Origin of the sequence: Pseudomonas sp. Z3-8, from assembly GCF_051131975.1 — a bacterium.
Lineage (GTDB): Bacteria > Pseudomonadota > Gammaproteobacteria > Pseudomonadales > Pseudomonadaceae > Aquipseudomonas.
Map to the genome: position 1 here is coordinate 1932947 of NZ_CP071643.1, position 13349 is coordinate 1946295.

The following is a 13349-nucleotide window of genomic DNA, read 5'->3' on the forward strand; positions in this document are numbered from 1 at the left end:
CTCGCTCCCACAAAGGCTCGCCCTCGCAACAGGATTGGTAGTGGATTCGAAGCCCACGGCTTTTCTGTCAGCCTCTTTGGCCGGAATGAGCGCTGTACTGCCCGCTCGGGATAGTTAATATCCATCATCGTTTTCCCATCTCTTCGAGGTTGCCATGCGCTTTTCCGATTTGATCGATGCCGTGCGTCATCAGCCAGGCGCCGTCACCATTCCACCTGAATGGGGTCAGGGCCGGGCCAGTTTTGGGGGCTTGGTAGCGGCGCTGCAATACGAGGCGATGCGTGCCCGGGTTCCGGCCGATCGCCCGGTGCGGTCGCTGGCGATCACCTTTGTTGGCCCGGTCGAACCGGATGTCCCGGTCAGTTTCGAGGTCGATATATTGCGTGAGGGCAAGGCTGTCAGCCAGGTGCTGGGGCGCGCTGTGCAGAAAGGCCAGGTGGTGACCGTGGTGCAAGGCAGCTTTGGCGCATCGCGAACCTCGGTGGTGGCGGTACAGGCTGATTCTGCGCCACCGTTCAAGGACGTCGAGCAATGCCAGGAACTGCCCTACATTAAAGGCGGGACACCGGAATTTATGCGGCACCTGGCGATGCGCTGGAGCGTCGGCGGCCTGCCGTTTTCCGGTAACAAATCCCGAAGCATGGGCGGCTGGGTGCGCTTGCGTGGTGATGTGAAAGAGGAGTCGCTGAACGAAGGTCATATCCTGGCTTTGGTGGACGCCTGGCCCCCAGCGTTGTTGCCCCATCTTACGCAAATGGCGCCGGGCAGCACGCTGACCTGGACCATCGAGTTCGTCCAGCCATTGCTTGAGCTCACGACATTGGATTGGTGCCAGTACCTGGCCGAGATCGAGCACGCCCAGGATGGGTATGGCCATGTCGCGGCGAAGTTCTGGAGCGCCGATGGCCGCTTGATCGCCATGAGCCGGCAGACGGTGACGATTTTCGGCTGAGGCGTTACGGCGATTCAGTGACGGTGGCGATCCCGCCAGGCGCGCCACCATCCGCCGCTGAGGAAAAAGCGTGGGAAGGTCAGGAATTGTTCCACCAGCAGGCGCGACATGGCGTCCTTGCGATCGCTGAAAGGTTCTGAGGCCTGCGCCTCAAGACCATGGCCATGGCGCTGCAATCCGAGTGCGGCGAGTACACCGATCACGCCGATGGCGACATCGCCCAGGCTCAGGCTGAAGACGCCCGATACGATCAACAGGAACGCGACAATGAACAGCGGCACCGCGATCAGATGCAACACCAGGTTGGTCGGGTGGCGGTGATTCTCGGGGTAGGCGCGCCATTGCCAGGCCGGAAGGTTGGGGTGACGTTTGCCCATGATGCTTTATCCTTGAGTCCGTGAAATCCGAATAACCCAAGAATAGGCCGGGCCGGGCAGGGCGGCGAATCACGGTTGGCTATCGCAACGATAGGCGTCATAGGCATAAGGCTGTTGTGATCAGGGCCAGTCCTGATGATGAAGGCTTCCTTTGTGAGAAGAACCCGCTCTTGTGGCGAGGGAGCTTGCTCCCGCTCGGTTGCGCAGCGACCGTAAAATCCTGGGGCCGCTGCGCAGCCCAGCGGGAGCAAGCTCCCTCGCCACAAGAGCTGTGCAGCTGATCTGGAATTAAAGCTTCAACTGCCCAATCGCCCTGTTCAACTCACCCGCCAGCGTCGCCAGCTCATCGCTGGTGGTGGCCGAATCCACGGTCTGGCGCACGGTATTTTCGGTCACGTCGCGGATGCTCACTACGGCGCGGTTCATGTCTTCGGCCACCTGGCTTTGCTGTTCGGCGGCGACCGCGATCTGCGTGTTGCTTTCGCGCATCTGCGCCACCGCCTCGGTAATGTGCAGCAACGCGTCGCCGGCCTCGCAAGCTTGTTGCACGCAGTCGTCAGCCTTGTGCGAGCTTTCCTGCATGAACTCCACCGCATCGCGGGTGCCTGCCTGCAAGGCCGACACCATGGCGGTAATCTCGTCGGTCGAGGTCTGGACCCGCTTGGCGAGGTTGCGGACTTCATCGGCCACGACTGCGAAACCCCGGCCCATCTCGCCGGCTCGCGCCGCTTCGATGGCGGCGTTGAGTGCCAGCAGGTTGGTCTGCTCGGCGATGCTGTGGATCACGTTGACCACACCGTTGATCTTCTGGCTGTCTTCGGCCAGGCGCTGGATCATCTCGGCGGTCTGCTGCACGCCAGTGGAAAGCCCGGTGATCGATTGCTGCACGCGACTGACCACTTGCCGTCCGTTACCCGCCAGGATATCGGTGGTTTTCGACAGGTCGCGGGTGGCGCCGGCGTGCTGGGCGATGTGATAGACCGTGGCGGTCATCTCATTGATGGCCGTGGCGGCCTGATCCGTTTCGCTCTGCTGGCCGAGCATGCCCTGGCGCACATCGTTCATGCTCGAAGCCAGGCGCGTCGCGCCGCTATCCAGCTGTCGAGCAGTGCTGGCAACGGTGTCGACCACCCGCTGGTAGCCGGCCTGCATGGCATTGAACGCAGCGGCCATCTGGCCCACTTCGTCCTTGCAGGCCAAAGGCACGCGGGCGGACAGGTCACCACTTTTCTCCACATGCAGCATCACGTCTTTCAACGTGTTGAGCTGACTGAGGAGAAAGCGGATCAATAGCTGCGATGCTCCCAACATCGCCAGCATCAGCACGAATACTGCCACGGCATACTGACTGAAGCGTTCGCCGAACACCTGGCCCAGGCTGACCCCTCGGACCTGCTGTTCAAGGTGCATGGCATAAAGCACCAACAGCAATGTGGTGACAAAGGCGACCGCATTGACCGCCCAGAATTTGTACTTCAGCGAGATATTGCTAAGCCAGGCACCCATGGAAGGTCTTCTCTGATAGCGGAAACAGTTTTGGCAAGGTGCCAGTATTCTGCTGCTATTCAGGGGGCGAGGTTTTGATGTAGGTCAATGGATACCAGGGAACCCTTGTAGGAGCGAGCCTGCTCGCGAAGGCGATCGATCTACTGCAGATAATCTGACTGACAGACCGCTTTCGCGAGCAGGCTCGCTCCCACAGGGGCCCATTCCGGTCAGGAAATCACCGGCAAGCCGAAAAACGCCCGCGCGCACGCCGTGCTGTGGGCCGCCAGGTCTTCCTCGCTTTCGCCCCGATGCAAGGCCACTTCACGCAATACGTCTGTCAGATAGGCCGGCTCATTGCGACCGTTCTTGGGCTTTGGGCGCAGGGTGCGGGGCAGCAGATACGGGGCGTCGCTTTCGAGCATGAGCCGGCCGCGGGGAATTTCCCGCACCAACGGATGCAGATGTGTGCCTCGGCGCTCATCGCAGATCCACCCGGTAATGCCGATGTGCAAGTCCAGGTCCAGGTAACTGAACAGCGCTTTTTTCTCACCGGTAAAACAGTGCACCACAGCGGCGGGCAATCGGTCGCGAAAATCCCGAAGAATTTCCAGCAGTCGCTGGTCGGCGTCGCGCTCATGGAGAAACACCGGCATTTGCAACTCCACGGCAAGCGCGAGGTGTTCTTCGAGGACTTTTTCCTGCTGCGGGCGGGGCGAGAAATCACGATTGAAATCCAACCCGCATTCACCCACCGCGCGCACACGGTCCTGCTTGAGCAGCTCGTGCAAATGCCTGGCGCTGTCAGCTGTCCAGTCGCTGGCGCTGTGGGGGTGGATGCCGGCGGTGGAAAACAGTCGCGTCCCGTCCTCGTCGAGCTGCTGGCACAGTTCGAAGGCCTGTTCGCTGCCCTCGATGCTGGTGCCGGTCAGCACCAACTGGCAGACCCCGGCGGCATAGGCGCGCTCAAGCACCGCCTGGTGTTTTTCGGCGAAACTGGGGTTGGTCAGGTTGACGCCGATATCGATGAGTTGCATGGTGCTACCTCGGCCCAAAGGTCGGAAAGCATACCAGAGCTGTAGATTTATAAAAAAAGCCAAGAACTACAATGAGTTGCGGCTGTCTGTTGAGGCCACGAGACAGGTCGGGGTGGTATCAATGCCATCGCTGTGCCAGTCTTTCGCACTTTTCAGCGCCCCACGGTGCTCTGTTTTGCCGAATCAACCACGGTTTGCCACCGGGTTGGCTCGGCAACATCCTTCCGGAGTGTGGATGGTTCGTCCCCAGGTATTGCTACTGCTGTGTTGTTCGCTGCTGTTGCCAATGGCGGCCGAAGCACGCCTGCCCGGACCGTTGCAAGTGGTGGCGCCGGGCACCGTGCGTGACCTGGCGCAGATCCGCAGCAGCCGGGTACTGAAGGTGTTGGTCAACCAGAGCCGCAACAGCTCCGGTGAAGTCCAGGGCCAGCCCATCGGCGTCGAATACCATCGCTTGCGGGCCTTCGAACAGTACCTCAATGGTCATGCCCGGGATGGCCAGGAAATCACCCTCAAAATCATTCCCAAGGCCAAGGATCAATTGCTCGGCGCACTGCAGCGCGGGGAAGGGGATCTGGTGGCGCCAGGTGAATTGCTTGAGCCGCAAGCCGGCCATGCGGTGAGTGCCAGTGAGCCGATACGCACGGATGTGCCGTTGCTGCTGGTGGGGATCAAGGGCGAAAAGCGTTATTCGCGCGTGGAGCAAATGTCTGGCAAGACCCTGGCGCTGCCCAACGGCAGCGCGGCGGGGGATGCGGTCAGCCAGATCAACCAGAAGCTGGCGTTGCTCAAGTTGCCGCCGGTGAAAATCGAATGGGTCGATCCCTCCCTGGCGGTGGAAGATGTGTTGGAGATGGTCCAGGGTGGGATCTTCCACCTCACCATCGTCGAACAACCCATCGCCGAACGCTGGGGCAAGATCCTGCCCAAGTTGCGTTTCGACCGCCAGGTGCTCATCGGCGAGCCGAGTGATGAGTATTGGTTCGTCCGCCGCGACGCCGCCATGCTGCGGGCGAGCATTGATCGATTCCTCACTACCTATAAAGTCCCCGACAACCAGGACGCTGCATTCCTGCGTATCTACCGACGCTTGTACCAGGTTCACTACCCGCTGGCCCGGGCCAATCGCCAACGCCTGGAAAAACTTCGGCCGGTGCTGCAAAAACATGCCCAGGCCCAAGGCATGGACTGGCTCAACCTGGCGGCCCTGGCGTTCAAGGAGTCAGCCTTGCAACCCAACGCGCGCAGCGGCAGCGGGCCCACCGGCCTGATGCAGATCACGCCGTCCGCGGCCCAGCGGGTCGGGGTCAACAACATCCAGGACCTGGATGCCAATGTGCAGGCCGGCGCCAAATACCTGGCCATGATCCGCCGCAAATTCTTTTCCAGCCCCAAGCTAAACGAGCGCGAACGCATGGCGTTTGTCCTGGCTGCGTACAACATGGGACCGGAGCGCGTCCAAGGCATGCGTGCCGAGGCTCGGCGGCGAGGCTTGAACCCTGACCAGTGGTTTTTCCAGGTCGAGCGAATAGCCATGGAGCAGGTGGGAATGGGCGCCGTCAGCTACGTCAACAGCGTGAACAAATACTACCTGGCGTTTGATCGAGAGCGTGAATCCCTGGAGCCGCAAGAGCGGAAAGTGGTTTCGACCAAATAATCTAATTTATAGATTGGTTTGGTGGGTTTTTTGCGCTTTTTACTCATAGTTATTTGATTAATATGGCGGCCAACACACACATCTCCCAAGGAATGCACCTCATGAGCACTTTCATCAACAAGGTTCTGTTTTCCCGCGCCGGCTACGGCCTGACTGTCCTGCGCATCGTCGTCGGGGTCATTTTTGCCGCCCATGGCTCGCAGAAACTGTTCGGGCTGTTTGGCGGTTACGGGTTGGCGGGCACGGCGCAATGGATGGACAGCATCGGCCTGACGCCTGGCTACCTGATGGCAACCCTGGCCGGTGGCACCGAGTTTTTCGCCGGGCTGGCCTTGATCATCGGCCTGCTGACGCGCCCGGCGGCTTTGGGTCTGGCCTTCCTGTCACTGGTGGCGATTTTCTCCGTGCACATCGGCAACGGTCTGTTCATGGCCAACAACGGTTATGAGTTTGCCCTGGCCTTGCTGGCCGGCAGTATCGCGGTGTTGATCGAAGGTGCGGGCAAGCTGTCGGCGGATAACGCCATCGCCCGTCGATAACTCGCCCCAGACAACAAGGCCCGTCAAGTACGGGCCTTTTTTGTGCGCGTCGATTCTTGACACTGGCCAGTCAGCTTCTCTAGGATGCCGCTCATGCGCCGATTTAAACAGCTACTTGCGGGGCGCCAGGTGACTCATCCAGTCATCGACAGAAGCCATGAAACAAGGCTTCGAAATACCGCTAAAGCGCTGGTTCGGTGTTGCCTCTCACCTGCCATGCAGACTTTTGAGGCAGAGACACGACACAATGAACGCACCCAGCCCCCTCGTACGCCTGGCGCCGATCACGGCGAACCTGCTGCAACGCAATCCGAAAATTCTCCTGGGCGGTACCCATCAGCCTACGCTGTTGCGTTATCTCGACGGCTGGCCGCGACGCAGCCACGGCCCCGCGGCTTTCCTGATCCAGTTTGTCGAAGACGGTGAATCGCTGGCGCGTTTCGCCAATGACAGTTTCGACCTGGCGGTAATCCAGTCACCGAGGGCGGCGGACGCTGCCGAAATGATCCGGCACTTGACCCGTGTTGCACGGCAGGGGCTGATCACTCGCCGTTGAGGCGAGTCGGGCTACGGATAGCTGATATCGACGATGTAGACGAGCTTTTCTCCGGTTGGCGCCTGGACCCTGACTTCAGCGTCCAGCGTCTTGCCAATCAGGGCGCGGGCCAGGGGCGAGTCGATACTGATCAGGTTCTGCTTCAGGTCCAGCTCGTCAGGCCCGACAATGCGATAACGCGATTCCTTGCCGTCCTCATCCTCAACGGTGACCCAGGCGCCGAAATACACCTTGTTCGGGTCGCTGGGCTTTTCGCTGACGACCTTGAGTGCTTCGAGGCGTTTGGTGAGGAAACGCACGCGACTGTCGATTTCCCTCAGCATTTTCTTGCCGTAGGTGTATTCGGCATTTTCCGAGCGATCGCCCTGGGCCGCCGCTTCGCTGACCGACTGGGTCACCTGGGGGCGGCGCACATGCCACAGCTCATGGAGTTCAGCGCGCATCCGCGCTTCTCCCTCGGGGGTGATCAGCGCGGTGCCGGCGGTACGGGGTGGACGATAGCGGCTCATGGCAACTTCTGGTGATGGCGAGGCCCGAAGTCTATCAACCCTCGCGCAACACTGTCAGTGGGCTGGCGTTGAGCGCCCGGCGAGTGCCAAATACGCCCGCCGCACCGATCAGCAACGCGCCCACCAGCGGCAATACCAGCAGCCATGGATGCGGATGCCACGGCAAGTCGAAGGCATAACGGTAGAGCACCAGGCTGACCAGTTCCGAACCCAGGGCCGCGAGCAAACCGCTGACCGCACCCAACAGGCCGAATTCGATGCGCCGGGCCTTGGTCAACAGCGGCCGCTCGGCGCCCAGGGCACGCAGCAGCGCGCCTTGGCGGATCCTTTCGTCGAGGGTAGCCTGCAAGCCGGAAAACAGCACCGCCATTCCCGCCGCGAGCACAAACAGCAACACATATTCCACGGCCAGGGTCACCTGGGCCAGGATGCTGCGCAGTTGTACGAGCAACGCCTCGACTTGCAGGATCGTCACGGCCGGGAAGGCGCGCGACAGGTCGACGATCTGCTGGTCATGGCCGGGAGCCAGATAAAAGCTGGTGAGGTAGGTCGCCGGCAGGTCCTTCAGCGTACCGGGCTGGAAAATCATGAAGAAGTTCGGCTGGAAATTGTCCCAGTTGATTTCCCGCAGGCTGGTGACCTTGGCTTCCCGGTTGAGGCCGCCGACGTTGAACACCAGGCGGTCGCCCAGTTTGATCTTGAGGTTCTCGGCCACCTTGCCTTCCACCGAAACCCCCGGAATATCGTCCGGTGGCTGTTGCGGCCACCAGTTCCCGGCCGTGACGACGTTGCCCGCCGGCAGCTCCGCCGCCCAGGTCAGGCTCAAGTCGCGTTGCAGCGCACGGTCACCGGCCGAGTCCTTGGTGACGAACTCTTTGGCCGGCTCGCCGTTGATGCTGATCAGCCGTCCCGGTACCACGGGGTAGAGCGGGGCCGACTGCGCCGACAACGCCATCAGCTTGTCGGTGAAGGCCTGCTTGTCGTTGGGCAGGATGTTCAAGGCGAAATAGTTCGGGGCGTTTTTTGGCAACTGGTTTTGCCAGGTGTCCAGCAACTCGCCGCGCAGCAGCGCAATCAAGGCCATGGACAACAGGATCAGGCCAAACGCCAGGGCCTGGCCGGCTGCCGCCAAGGGATGGCGCAACAGCTGACCGAGTCCCAACCGCCAGGGCAGCGAGGCCCGGGCCAGCATTCGACGCAGGCTCTGCAGCACCAGCAACAGCAGTCCGCCGAGCACCAGTGCGGCAACCACCCCACCACCGAGCAGCGCGAAAGTCAGCACCAGGTCCAGGCTCAGGCGCCACATGATCAGCCCGAGCGCACCGAGGGCCGCACCGTAGACCACCCAGCTACTGGAGGGAATCGGCAACATGTCCCGACGCAGTACGCGCAACGGTGGGACCCGGCCCAGTGCAGCGAGCGGCGGCAAGGCAAAACCCGCCAGTGCCACCAGCCCGGTGCCGATCCCGGCGATCGCCGGCAACAGGCCACCCGGGGGGACGGTGGTGGGCAGCAAGTCATGCAGCAAGGCAAACAATCCCAACTGGGCCACCCAGCCCAGCAGCGCACCGCTGATGCTCGCCAACAGGCCCAGCACGGCCAGTTGCAGGCTGAACAGCACCATGGTTTCCCGGCGCGACAGGCCAAGGCAGCGCAGCAATGCACTGGCATCGAAGCGTCGAGTGGCGAAACGGTTGGCGGAGAGGGCCACGGCAACGCCGGACAGCAGCACCGCCACCAGGCTGGCCATGTTCAGGTAGCGCTCGGCCTTTCCCAGGGCGCCGCCGATCTGGCGATTGCCGTCGCGAGCGTCCTGCAGGCGCTGGTTCGGCTCAAGACCTGGCTTGACCAGGTCGCGATAGGTTTGCAGCGCCGACGCCGGGCCGCGCCACAGGTCGCGATAGCTGACCCGGCTGCCGGGTTGCACCACGCCCGTGGCGTCCAGGTCCTTGAGGTTGATCATGACGCGCGGGGTCAGGCTGTAGAAGTTACCGGCTCGGTCCGGCTCATAAGTCAGCACGCGGCTGAGGCGAACGGTCTTGTTGCCGACATCGATGCTGTCACCAATCTTCAGGTCCAGCGCGGTCAGCAGCCGTGCTTCGACCCAGGCCTCCCCGGGGGCTGGTCGTCCACCGGTCTCTTCCGGGGCGAAGGGCGCCGGGGCGCTTTTCAGTTCCCCGCGCAAGGGATAGATGTCATCGGCTGCCTTGACGCTGGACAGCTGGATACCGTTGTCGGTGGCGACAACGCTGGAAAACTCCACCACCCGGGCATGTTCCAGGCCCAGTTCGGTGCCGCTGCGGATCTGCTCCGGGCGGGCAGGGGAGCTGCCCTCGAGCAGCAGGTCGGCGCCGAGAAATTCGGTCGCGCGCATCATCATCGCGCCATTGAGGCGGGCGCCGAAGTAACCGATGGCGGTGCTCGCCGCCACGGCCACCAGCAGGGCGAAGAACAGCACGCGCAACTCGCCGGCGCGGGCATCGCGCAGCAACTGGCGCAGGGCAAGGCTGAACAGGCGCAACAGGGGCAAGCGTGCCATCAAGGCTCCAGGGGCGCGACCATCAGGCCGGCTTCAAGTCGGATCAGGCGCCGGCAGCGATGGGCCAGGCGTTCGTCGTGGGTCACCAGCACCAGGGTGGTGCCGCGTTCCTTGTTCAGCTCGAACAGCAGATCGCTGATGCGTTCGCCGGTGTGGCTGTCGAGGTTGCCGGTCGGCTCATCGGCGAACAGCACGTCCGGCTCGGCGGCAAAGGCGCGGGCAATCGCGACGCGTTGTTGTTCGCCGCCCGAGAGCTGGCGTGGCGAGTGGGTCAGTCGTTGGCCGAGGCCGACCCGTTGCAGCAGTTGCGTGGCGCGCTCCCGGGCATCCTTGCGGCCATCCAGTTCCAGCGGCAGCATGACGTTCTCCAGCGCGTTGAGGCTGTCGAGCAGTTGGAACGACTGGAAAACGAAACCGACGTGTTCGGCGCGAACCCGGGCGCGCTGGTCTTCGTCCAGTGCGCTGAGGGCTTGGCCTGCGAGGGTCACTTCACCGCTGCTGGGCAAGTCGAGGCCGGCCAGCAGCCCAAGGAGCGTGGATTTGCCGGAACCGGACGCGCCGACGATGGCCAGGCTGTCGCCCTTGTTCAGTTCCAGGCTGAGTTCGTGCAGGATGGTCAGTTCACCTTCCGCGCTGGGAACCACTTTGCTAAGGTCCTTCGCGGTGAGAATGCTTGAGCCCATGGAGAATCCGATGCGAGTGTGGTTTTTGAGTGCCGGCCTGGCCTTGATGTGCATGGTCCAGAACGCAGCGGCGGGTACAGTCCTGATCGTTGGCGATAGTATCAGCGCAGCTTTCGGCCTGGATACCCGCCAAGGCTGGGTGTCGTTGCTGGAACAACGGCTCAAGGCCGAGGGTTTCGACGACAAAGTGGTCAATGCATCGATCAGCGGCGACACCAGCGCAGGCGGCTTGGCGCGCCTGCCGACGCTGCTTGCAGCCCATAAGCCGGAGCTGGTGGTCCTGGAGTTGGGAGGCAACGATGGCCTGCGTGGACAGCCGCCAACACAATTGCAACAAAACCTTGCAGCGATGATCGACAGCTCCCGCGCCAGCGGTGCCAAGGTGCTTTTGCTGGGCATGCAGTTGCCGCCGAACTATGGGCGACGCTACACCGAGGCTTTCTCGAAGGTCTACAACACCTTGGCCGAGGAGAAAAAAGTCCCGCTGGTGCCGTTTTTCCTCAAGGATGTCGGCGGCGTCCAGGGAATGATGCAGGGCGACGGATTGCACCCGTCCGTCGCGGCCCAGGGCAAGTTGCTGGAAAATGTCTGGCCGACGCTGAAACCGCTGCTTTGACGCTTTTCTACAGGCGGTCTTTCGGCTAATGTGGCGCCCCCGATTTGGAGCCCCCGATGCCGCGTCCCGCCTGGTCCCTGTTTGCCTACCAACTGATCGAGCCTGACGAACAGCTGGATCTGTTCGCCTGCCAGGAAGTGCGGGTGCATCTGGTGACCCGGCAGCTGGAGCTCGGCGGCTCGGCCGACCGGACCCTTTGCGGCAGTCTTTTGCCGGCGCAGCCACGCTGGTCGGCCGTCGACCGCAGGATTTTCCAGGACCATCGCCTCTGCTCCTTGTGCCGGGCGATCCTGGAATCGCAGAAGCGCGGTACCTCGCCGATCTGGCCGGAGCTGCGGTTCGAGTTGTGATCAGCGCGACCAGTGTGGGAGCGAGCTTGCTCGCGATCTGGCCGGCACATTCAATACAGTGCATACAGACCCACCGCTATCGCGAGCAAGCTCGCTCCCACAAGGGCTCACCAGCTTGATGACTGCTACACATCGGACGCTTCGGCGCCGCTCTCCCCGAAATAACGGGACGCAGTGTACAATCGCGTTTTCATACCCTCTGTTCGACCTGCGAAGGATTTCCCGGATGTTGCCGCGCTTGCCTGCCGTCGCCCGCTGCCTGTCTCTTGCCGCCCTGTGTATGGCGGGTCCCGTTGCTGCGTTGGAGTTGCCTCTGCCGCCACCGGGTGAAGACATCATCGGCCAGGTGCAGGTCATCAAGGCCAAATACGAAGACACCTTCGCTGACCTGGGCACCACCTATGACCTGGGTTACACCGAGATGGTCGCCGCCAACCCGGGCGTTGATCCGTGGTTGCCGGGTGCTGGCACTGAAATCGTCTTGCCGACCCGTTTCATCCTGCCACCGGGCCCGCGCGAAGGCATCGTGATCAACCTCGCGGAATACCGCCTCTATTATTTTCCCAAGGGGCGGAACGTGGTCTACACCTTCCCGCTGGGAATCGGTCGCGAAGGTTGGGGCTCGCCCATCGCCCACACCAGCATCATCGCCAAGACGCCAAACCCGACGTGGACCCCGCCGGCCTCGATCAAGGCTGAACATGCCGCCGACGGCGATCCCTTGCCAAATGTGGTTCCGGCCGGCCCCGATAACCCGCTGGGCCCGTTCAAGTTCACGCTGGGAACGCCGGGTTACCTGATCCATGGCTCGAACAAGAAATTCGGCATCGGCATGCGTACCAGCCACGGCTGCTTCCGGATGTTCAACAACAACGTGCTGGAGATGGCCGGCATGGTGCCGGTGGGGACTTCGGTCCGGATCATCAACGACCCGTACAAACTGGGCCTGAGTGGCGGCAAGGTTTACCTGGAAGCCCACACTCCGCTGGACGACAAGGGCAACCCGTCGGTGGTGGACAAACACACCGCGGTCATCAACGCGATGCTCAAGCGTGAGGACATCACCAGCAACTTGCGCATGAACTGGGATGTGGTGCGTGACGTGGTGGCCGCTGAAGACGGCCTGCCGATAGAGATCGCTGTTCCGAGTGCCTCGGCACCGATGGTATCGAGCGCGCCGATCGACCTGACGCAATAGGGCGACGCGCCAACCTGACCCGCCGACATCCGAGGATGTCGGCGGGTTTTTTATCGCCGGGAAAACGCCGGGCAATAAAAAAGCCGACCCAGTAATGGGTCGGCTCGATAACAATCCCGAAGGACTATTACTTGCGGCTAGCTTTTTCCAGCATGCGCAGAGCACGCTCGTTAGCTTCGTCAGCAGTCTGTTGTGCTTTTTGAGCAGCAGCCAGAGCTTCATCAGCTTTGCGGTAGGCTTCGTCTGCACGAGCTTGGGCGCGAGCTGCTGCGTCTTCGGTGGCAGTCAGACGTGCTTCGGTTTCTTTCGATGCGCTGCTGCAACCGGTAGCCAGAACTGCGGCCAGGGCCAGAGCAGAGAATTTCAGAACGTTGTTCATCGTGTTCCCCTTCAAAGGACTTTCTATTTAGTGACTGTCTCCCCAGAGTGAGGAGTTAGCCGGCGTACATACTACTCATTACTTGTAGTAAGTAAACTGACGTAGCGCAAGAAGCAAAAAAATTGTAGGCGGTGATTCTTTTTCAAGCAACTTTTCCGAGCGGTGTTTGAAAAATATCCAGCGCCAAGCCCCGGAATGGAGCACGGCGATGAAGAAAAGTTCCGTTGACGCGACAACTCACAGGCCTGCGCTAAAGTCGCTGTTTATTGATTCCCTTAGAGTTTTGTTCATTTTTTGTGCAATCGTCCCGGCATCTTTTTATTGCCGGTGACGGTGACTTTAACAATCGGCGCTCGTCCAAGACTCAACAACTGGCGATGTTCACCTATTGCGCCTTGGGCGACTACCGCGCGACCGTGTCGCTCAATCGATAAACCCGTCGAGGTTTAACACCTCGGTGACAGGCGTGCCT

General features: G+C 61.5%; 14 protein-coding genes. 7 read left to right on the forward strand and 7 right to left on the reverse strand.

Features of this window, described 5'->3' with window-relative positions:
- Nucleotides 1-154: 154 nt before the first annotated feature.
- Nucleotides 155-952, forward strand: coding sequence for an acyl-CoA thioesterase (locus tag J3P94_RS09030; protein WP_434572781.1), 798 nt, complete (start codon nt 155-157; stop codon nt 950-952).
- A gap of 14 nt (nt 953-966) precedes the next feature.
- On the opposite strand, the gene J3P94_RS09035 is transcribed toward J3P94_RS09030, so the two are convergent.
- The 3 genes from J3P94_RS09035 to J3P94_RS09045 all read right to left on the reverse strand — a co-directional run bounded on the left by J3P94_RS09035 (nt 967) and on the right by J3P94_RS09045 (nt 3851).
- Nucleotides 967-1329, reverse strand: coding sequence for an Mpo1-like protein (locus J3P94_RS09035; RefSeq protein ID WP_305499732.1), 363 nt, complete (start codon nt 1327-1329; stop codon nt 967-969).
- A gap of 288 nt (nt 1330-1617) precedes the next feature.
- Nucleotides 1618-2835, reverse strand: a complete 1218-nt coding sequence (locus J3P94_RS09040) for a methyl-accepting chemotaxis protein (RefSeq protein ID WP_434572784.1) — start codon at nt 2833-2835, stop codon at nt 1618-1620.
- A gap of 209 nt (nt 2836-3044) precedes the next feature.
- Nucleotides 3045-3851 carry a TatD family hydrolase gene (locus J3P94_RS09045; protein ID WP_434572786.1) on the reverse strand — a complete coding sequence of 269 codons (807 nt, stop codon included), beginning with the start codon at nt 3849-3851 and terminating at the stop codon, nt 3045-3047.
- A 235-nt stretch (nt 3852-4086) separates the two neighbouring features.
- Between J3P94_RS09045 and J3P94_RS09050 the strand changes: the two genes are divergently transcribed.
- The 3 genes from J3P94_RS09050 (at nt 4087) to J3P94_RS09060 (ending at nt 6603) form a co-directional block, all read left to right on the forward strand.
- Nucleotides 4087-5508, forward strand: coding sequence for a transglycosylase SLT domain-containing protein (locus tag J3P94_RS09050; protein WP_434572788.1), 1422 nt, complete (start codon nt 4087-4089; stop codon nt 5506-5508).
- Nucleotides 5509-5609: 101 nt separating this feature from the next.
- Nucleotides 5610-6047, forward strand: coding sequence for a DoxX family protein (locus J3P94_RS09055; protein WP_434572789.1), 438 nt, complete (start codon nt 5610-5612; stop codon nt 6045-6047).
- Nucleotides 6048-6294: 247 nt separating this feature from the next.
- Nucleotides 6295-6603, forward strand: a complete 309-nt coding sequence (locus J3P94_RS09060; RefSeq protein ID WP_434572791.1) for a class I SAM-dependent methyltransferase — start codon at nt 6295-6297, stop codon at nt 6601-6603.
- Nucleotides 6604-6614: 11 nt separating this feature from the next.
- Here J3P94_RS09060 and greB read toward each other — a convergent pair whose 3' ends face one another.
- From greB to J3P94_RS09075, 3 genes are read right to left on the reverse strand one after another with little or no spacing between them, the layout of a single operon-like run.
- Nucleotides 6615-7112 carry a transcription elongation factor GreB gene (gene greB, locus J3P94_RS09065; RefSeq protein WP_434572793.1) on the reverse strand — a complete coding sequence of 166 codons (498 nt, stop codon included), beginning with the start codon at nt 7110-7112 and terminating at the stop codon, nt 6615-6617.
- Nucleotides 7113-7146: 34 nt separating this feature from the next.
- The gene (locus J3P94_RS09070) at nt 7147-9651 is read right to left on the reverse strand and encodes an ABC transporter permease (RefSeq protein ID WP_434572794.1); all 2505 of its coding nucleotides are present in this window, start codon (nt 9649-9651) and stop codon (nt 7147-7149) included.
- Nucleotides 9651-10334, reverse strand: coding sequence for an ABC transporter ATP-binding protein (locus tag J3P94_RS09075; protein WP_305499741.1), 684 nt, complete (start codon nt 10332-10334; stop codon nt 9651-9653). The genes J3P94_RS09070 and J3P94_RS09075 overlap by 1 nt, the downstream gene beginning before the upstream one ends.
- A gap of 10 nt (nt 10335-10344) precedes the next feature.
- Between J3P94_RS09075 and J3P94_RS09080 the strand changes: the two genes are divergently transcribed.
- The 3 genes from J3P94_RS09080 to J3P94_RS09090 all read left to right on the forward strand — a co-directional run bounded on the left by J3P94_RS09080 (nt 10345) and on the right by J3P94_RS09090 (nt 12498).
- The gene (locus J3P94_RS09080; protein ID WP_434572796.1) at nt 10345-10950 is read left to right on the forward strand and encodes an arylesterase; all 606 of its coding nucleotides are present in this window, start codon (nt 10345-10347) and stop codon (nt 10948-10950) included.
- Between the two features lie 56 nt (nt 10951-11006).
- Complete coding sequence (locus tag J3P94_RS09085; RefSeq protein WP_024776677.1) at nt 11007-11300, forward strand: hypothetical protein; 294 nt, start codon at nt 11007-11009, stop codon at nt 11298-11300.
- A 226-nt stretch (nt 11301-11526) separates the two neighbouring features.
- A complete protein-coding gene (locus J3P94_RS09090; RefSeq protein WP_305499745.1) occupies nt 11527-12498 on the forward strand; it encodes a L,D-transpeptidase family protein in 972 nt (323 codons plus the stop codon).
- Nucleotides 12499-12625: 127 nt separating this feature from the next.
- On the opposite strand, the gene oprI is transcribed toward J3P94_RS09090, so the two are convergent.
- On the reverse strand, nt 12626-12877 hold the full coding sequence (gene oprI, locus J3P94_RS09095) for an outer membrane lipoprotei OprI (RefSeq protein WP_011335311.1): 252 nt from the start codon (nt 12875-12877) through the stop codon (nt 12626-12628).
- Between the last annotated feature and the right edge of the window lie 472 nt (nt 12878-13349).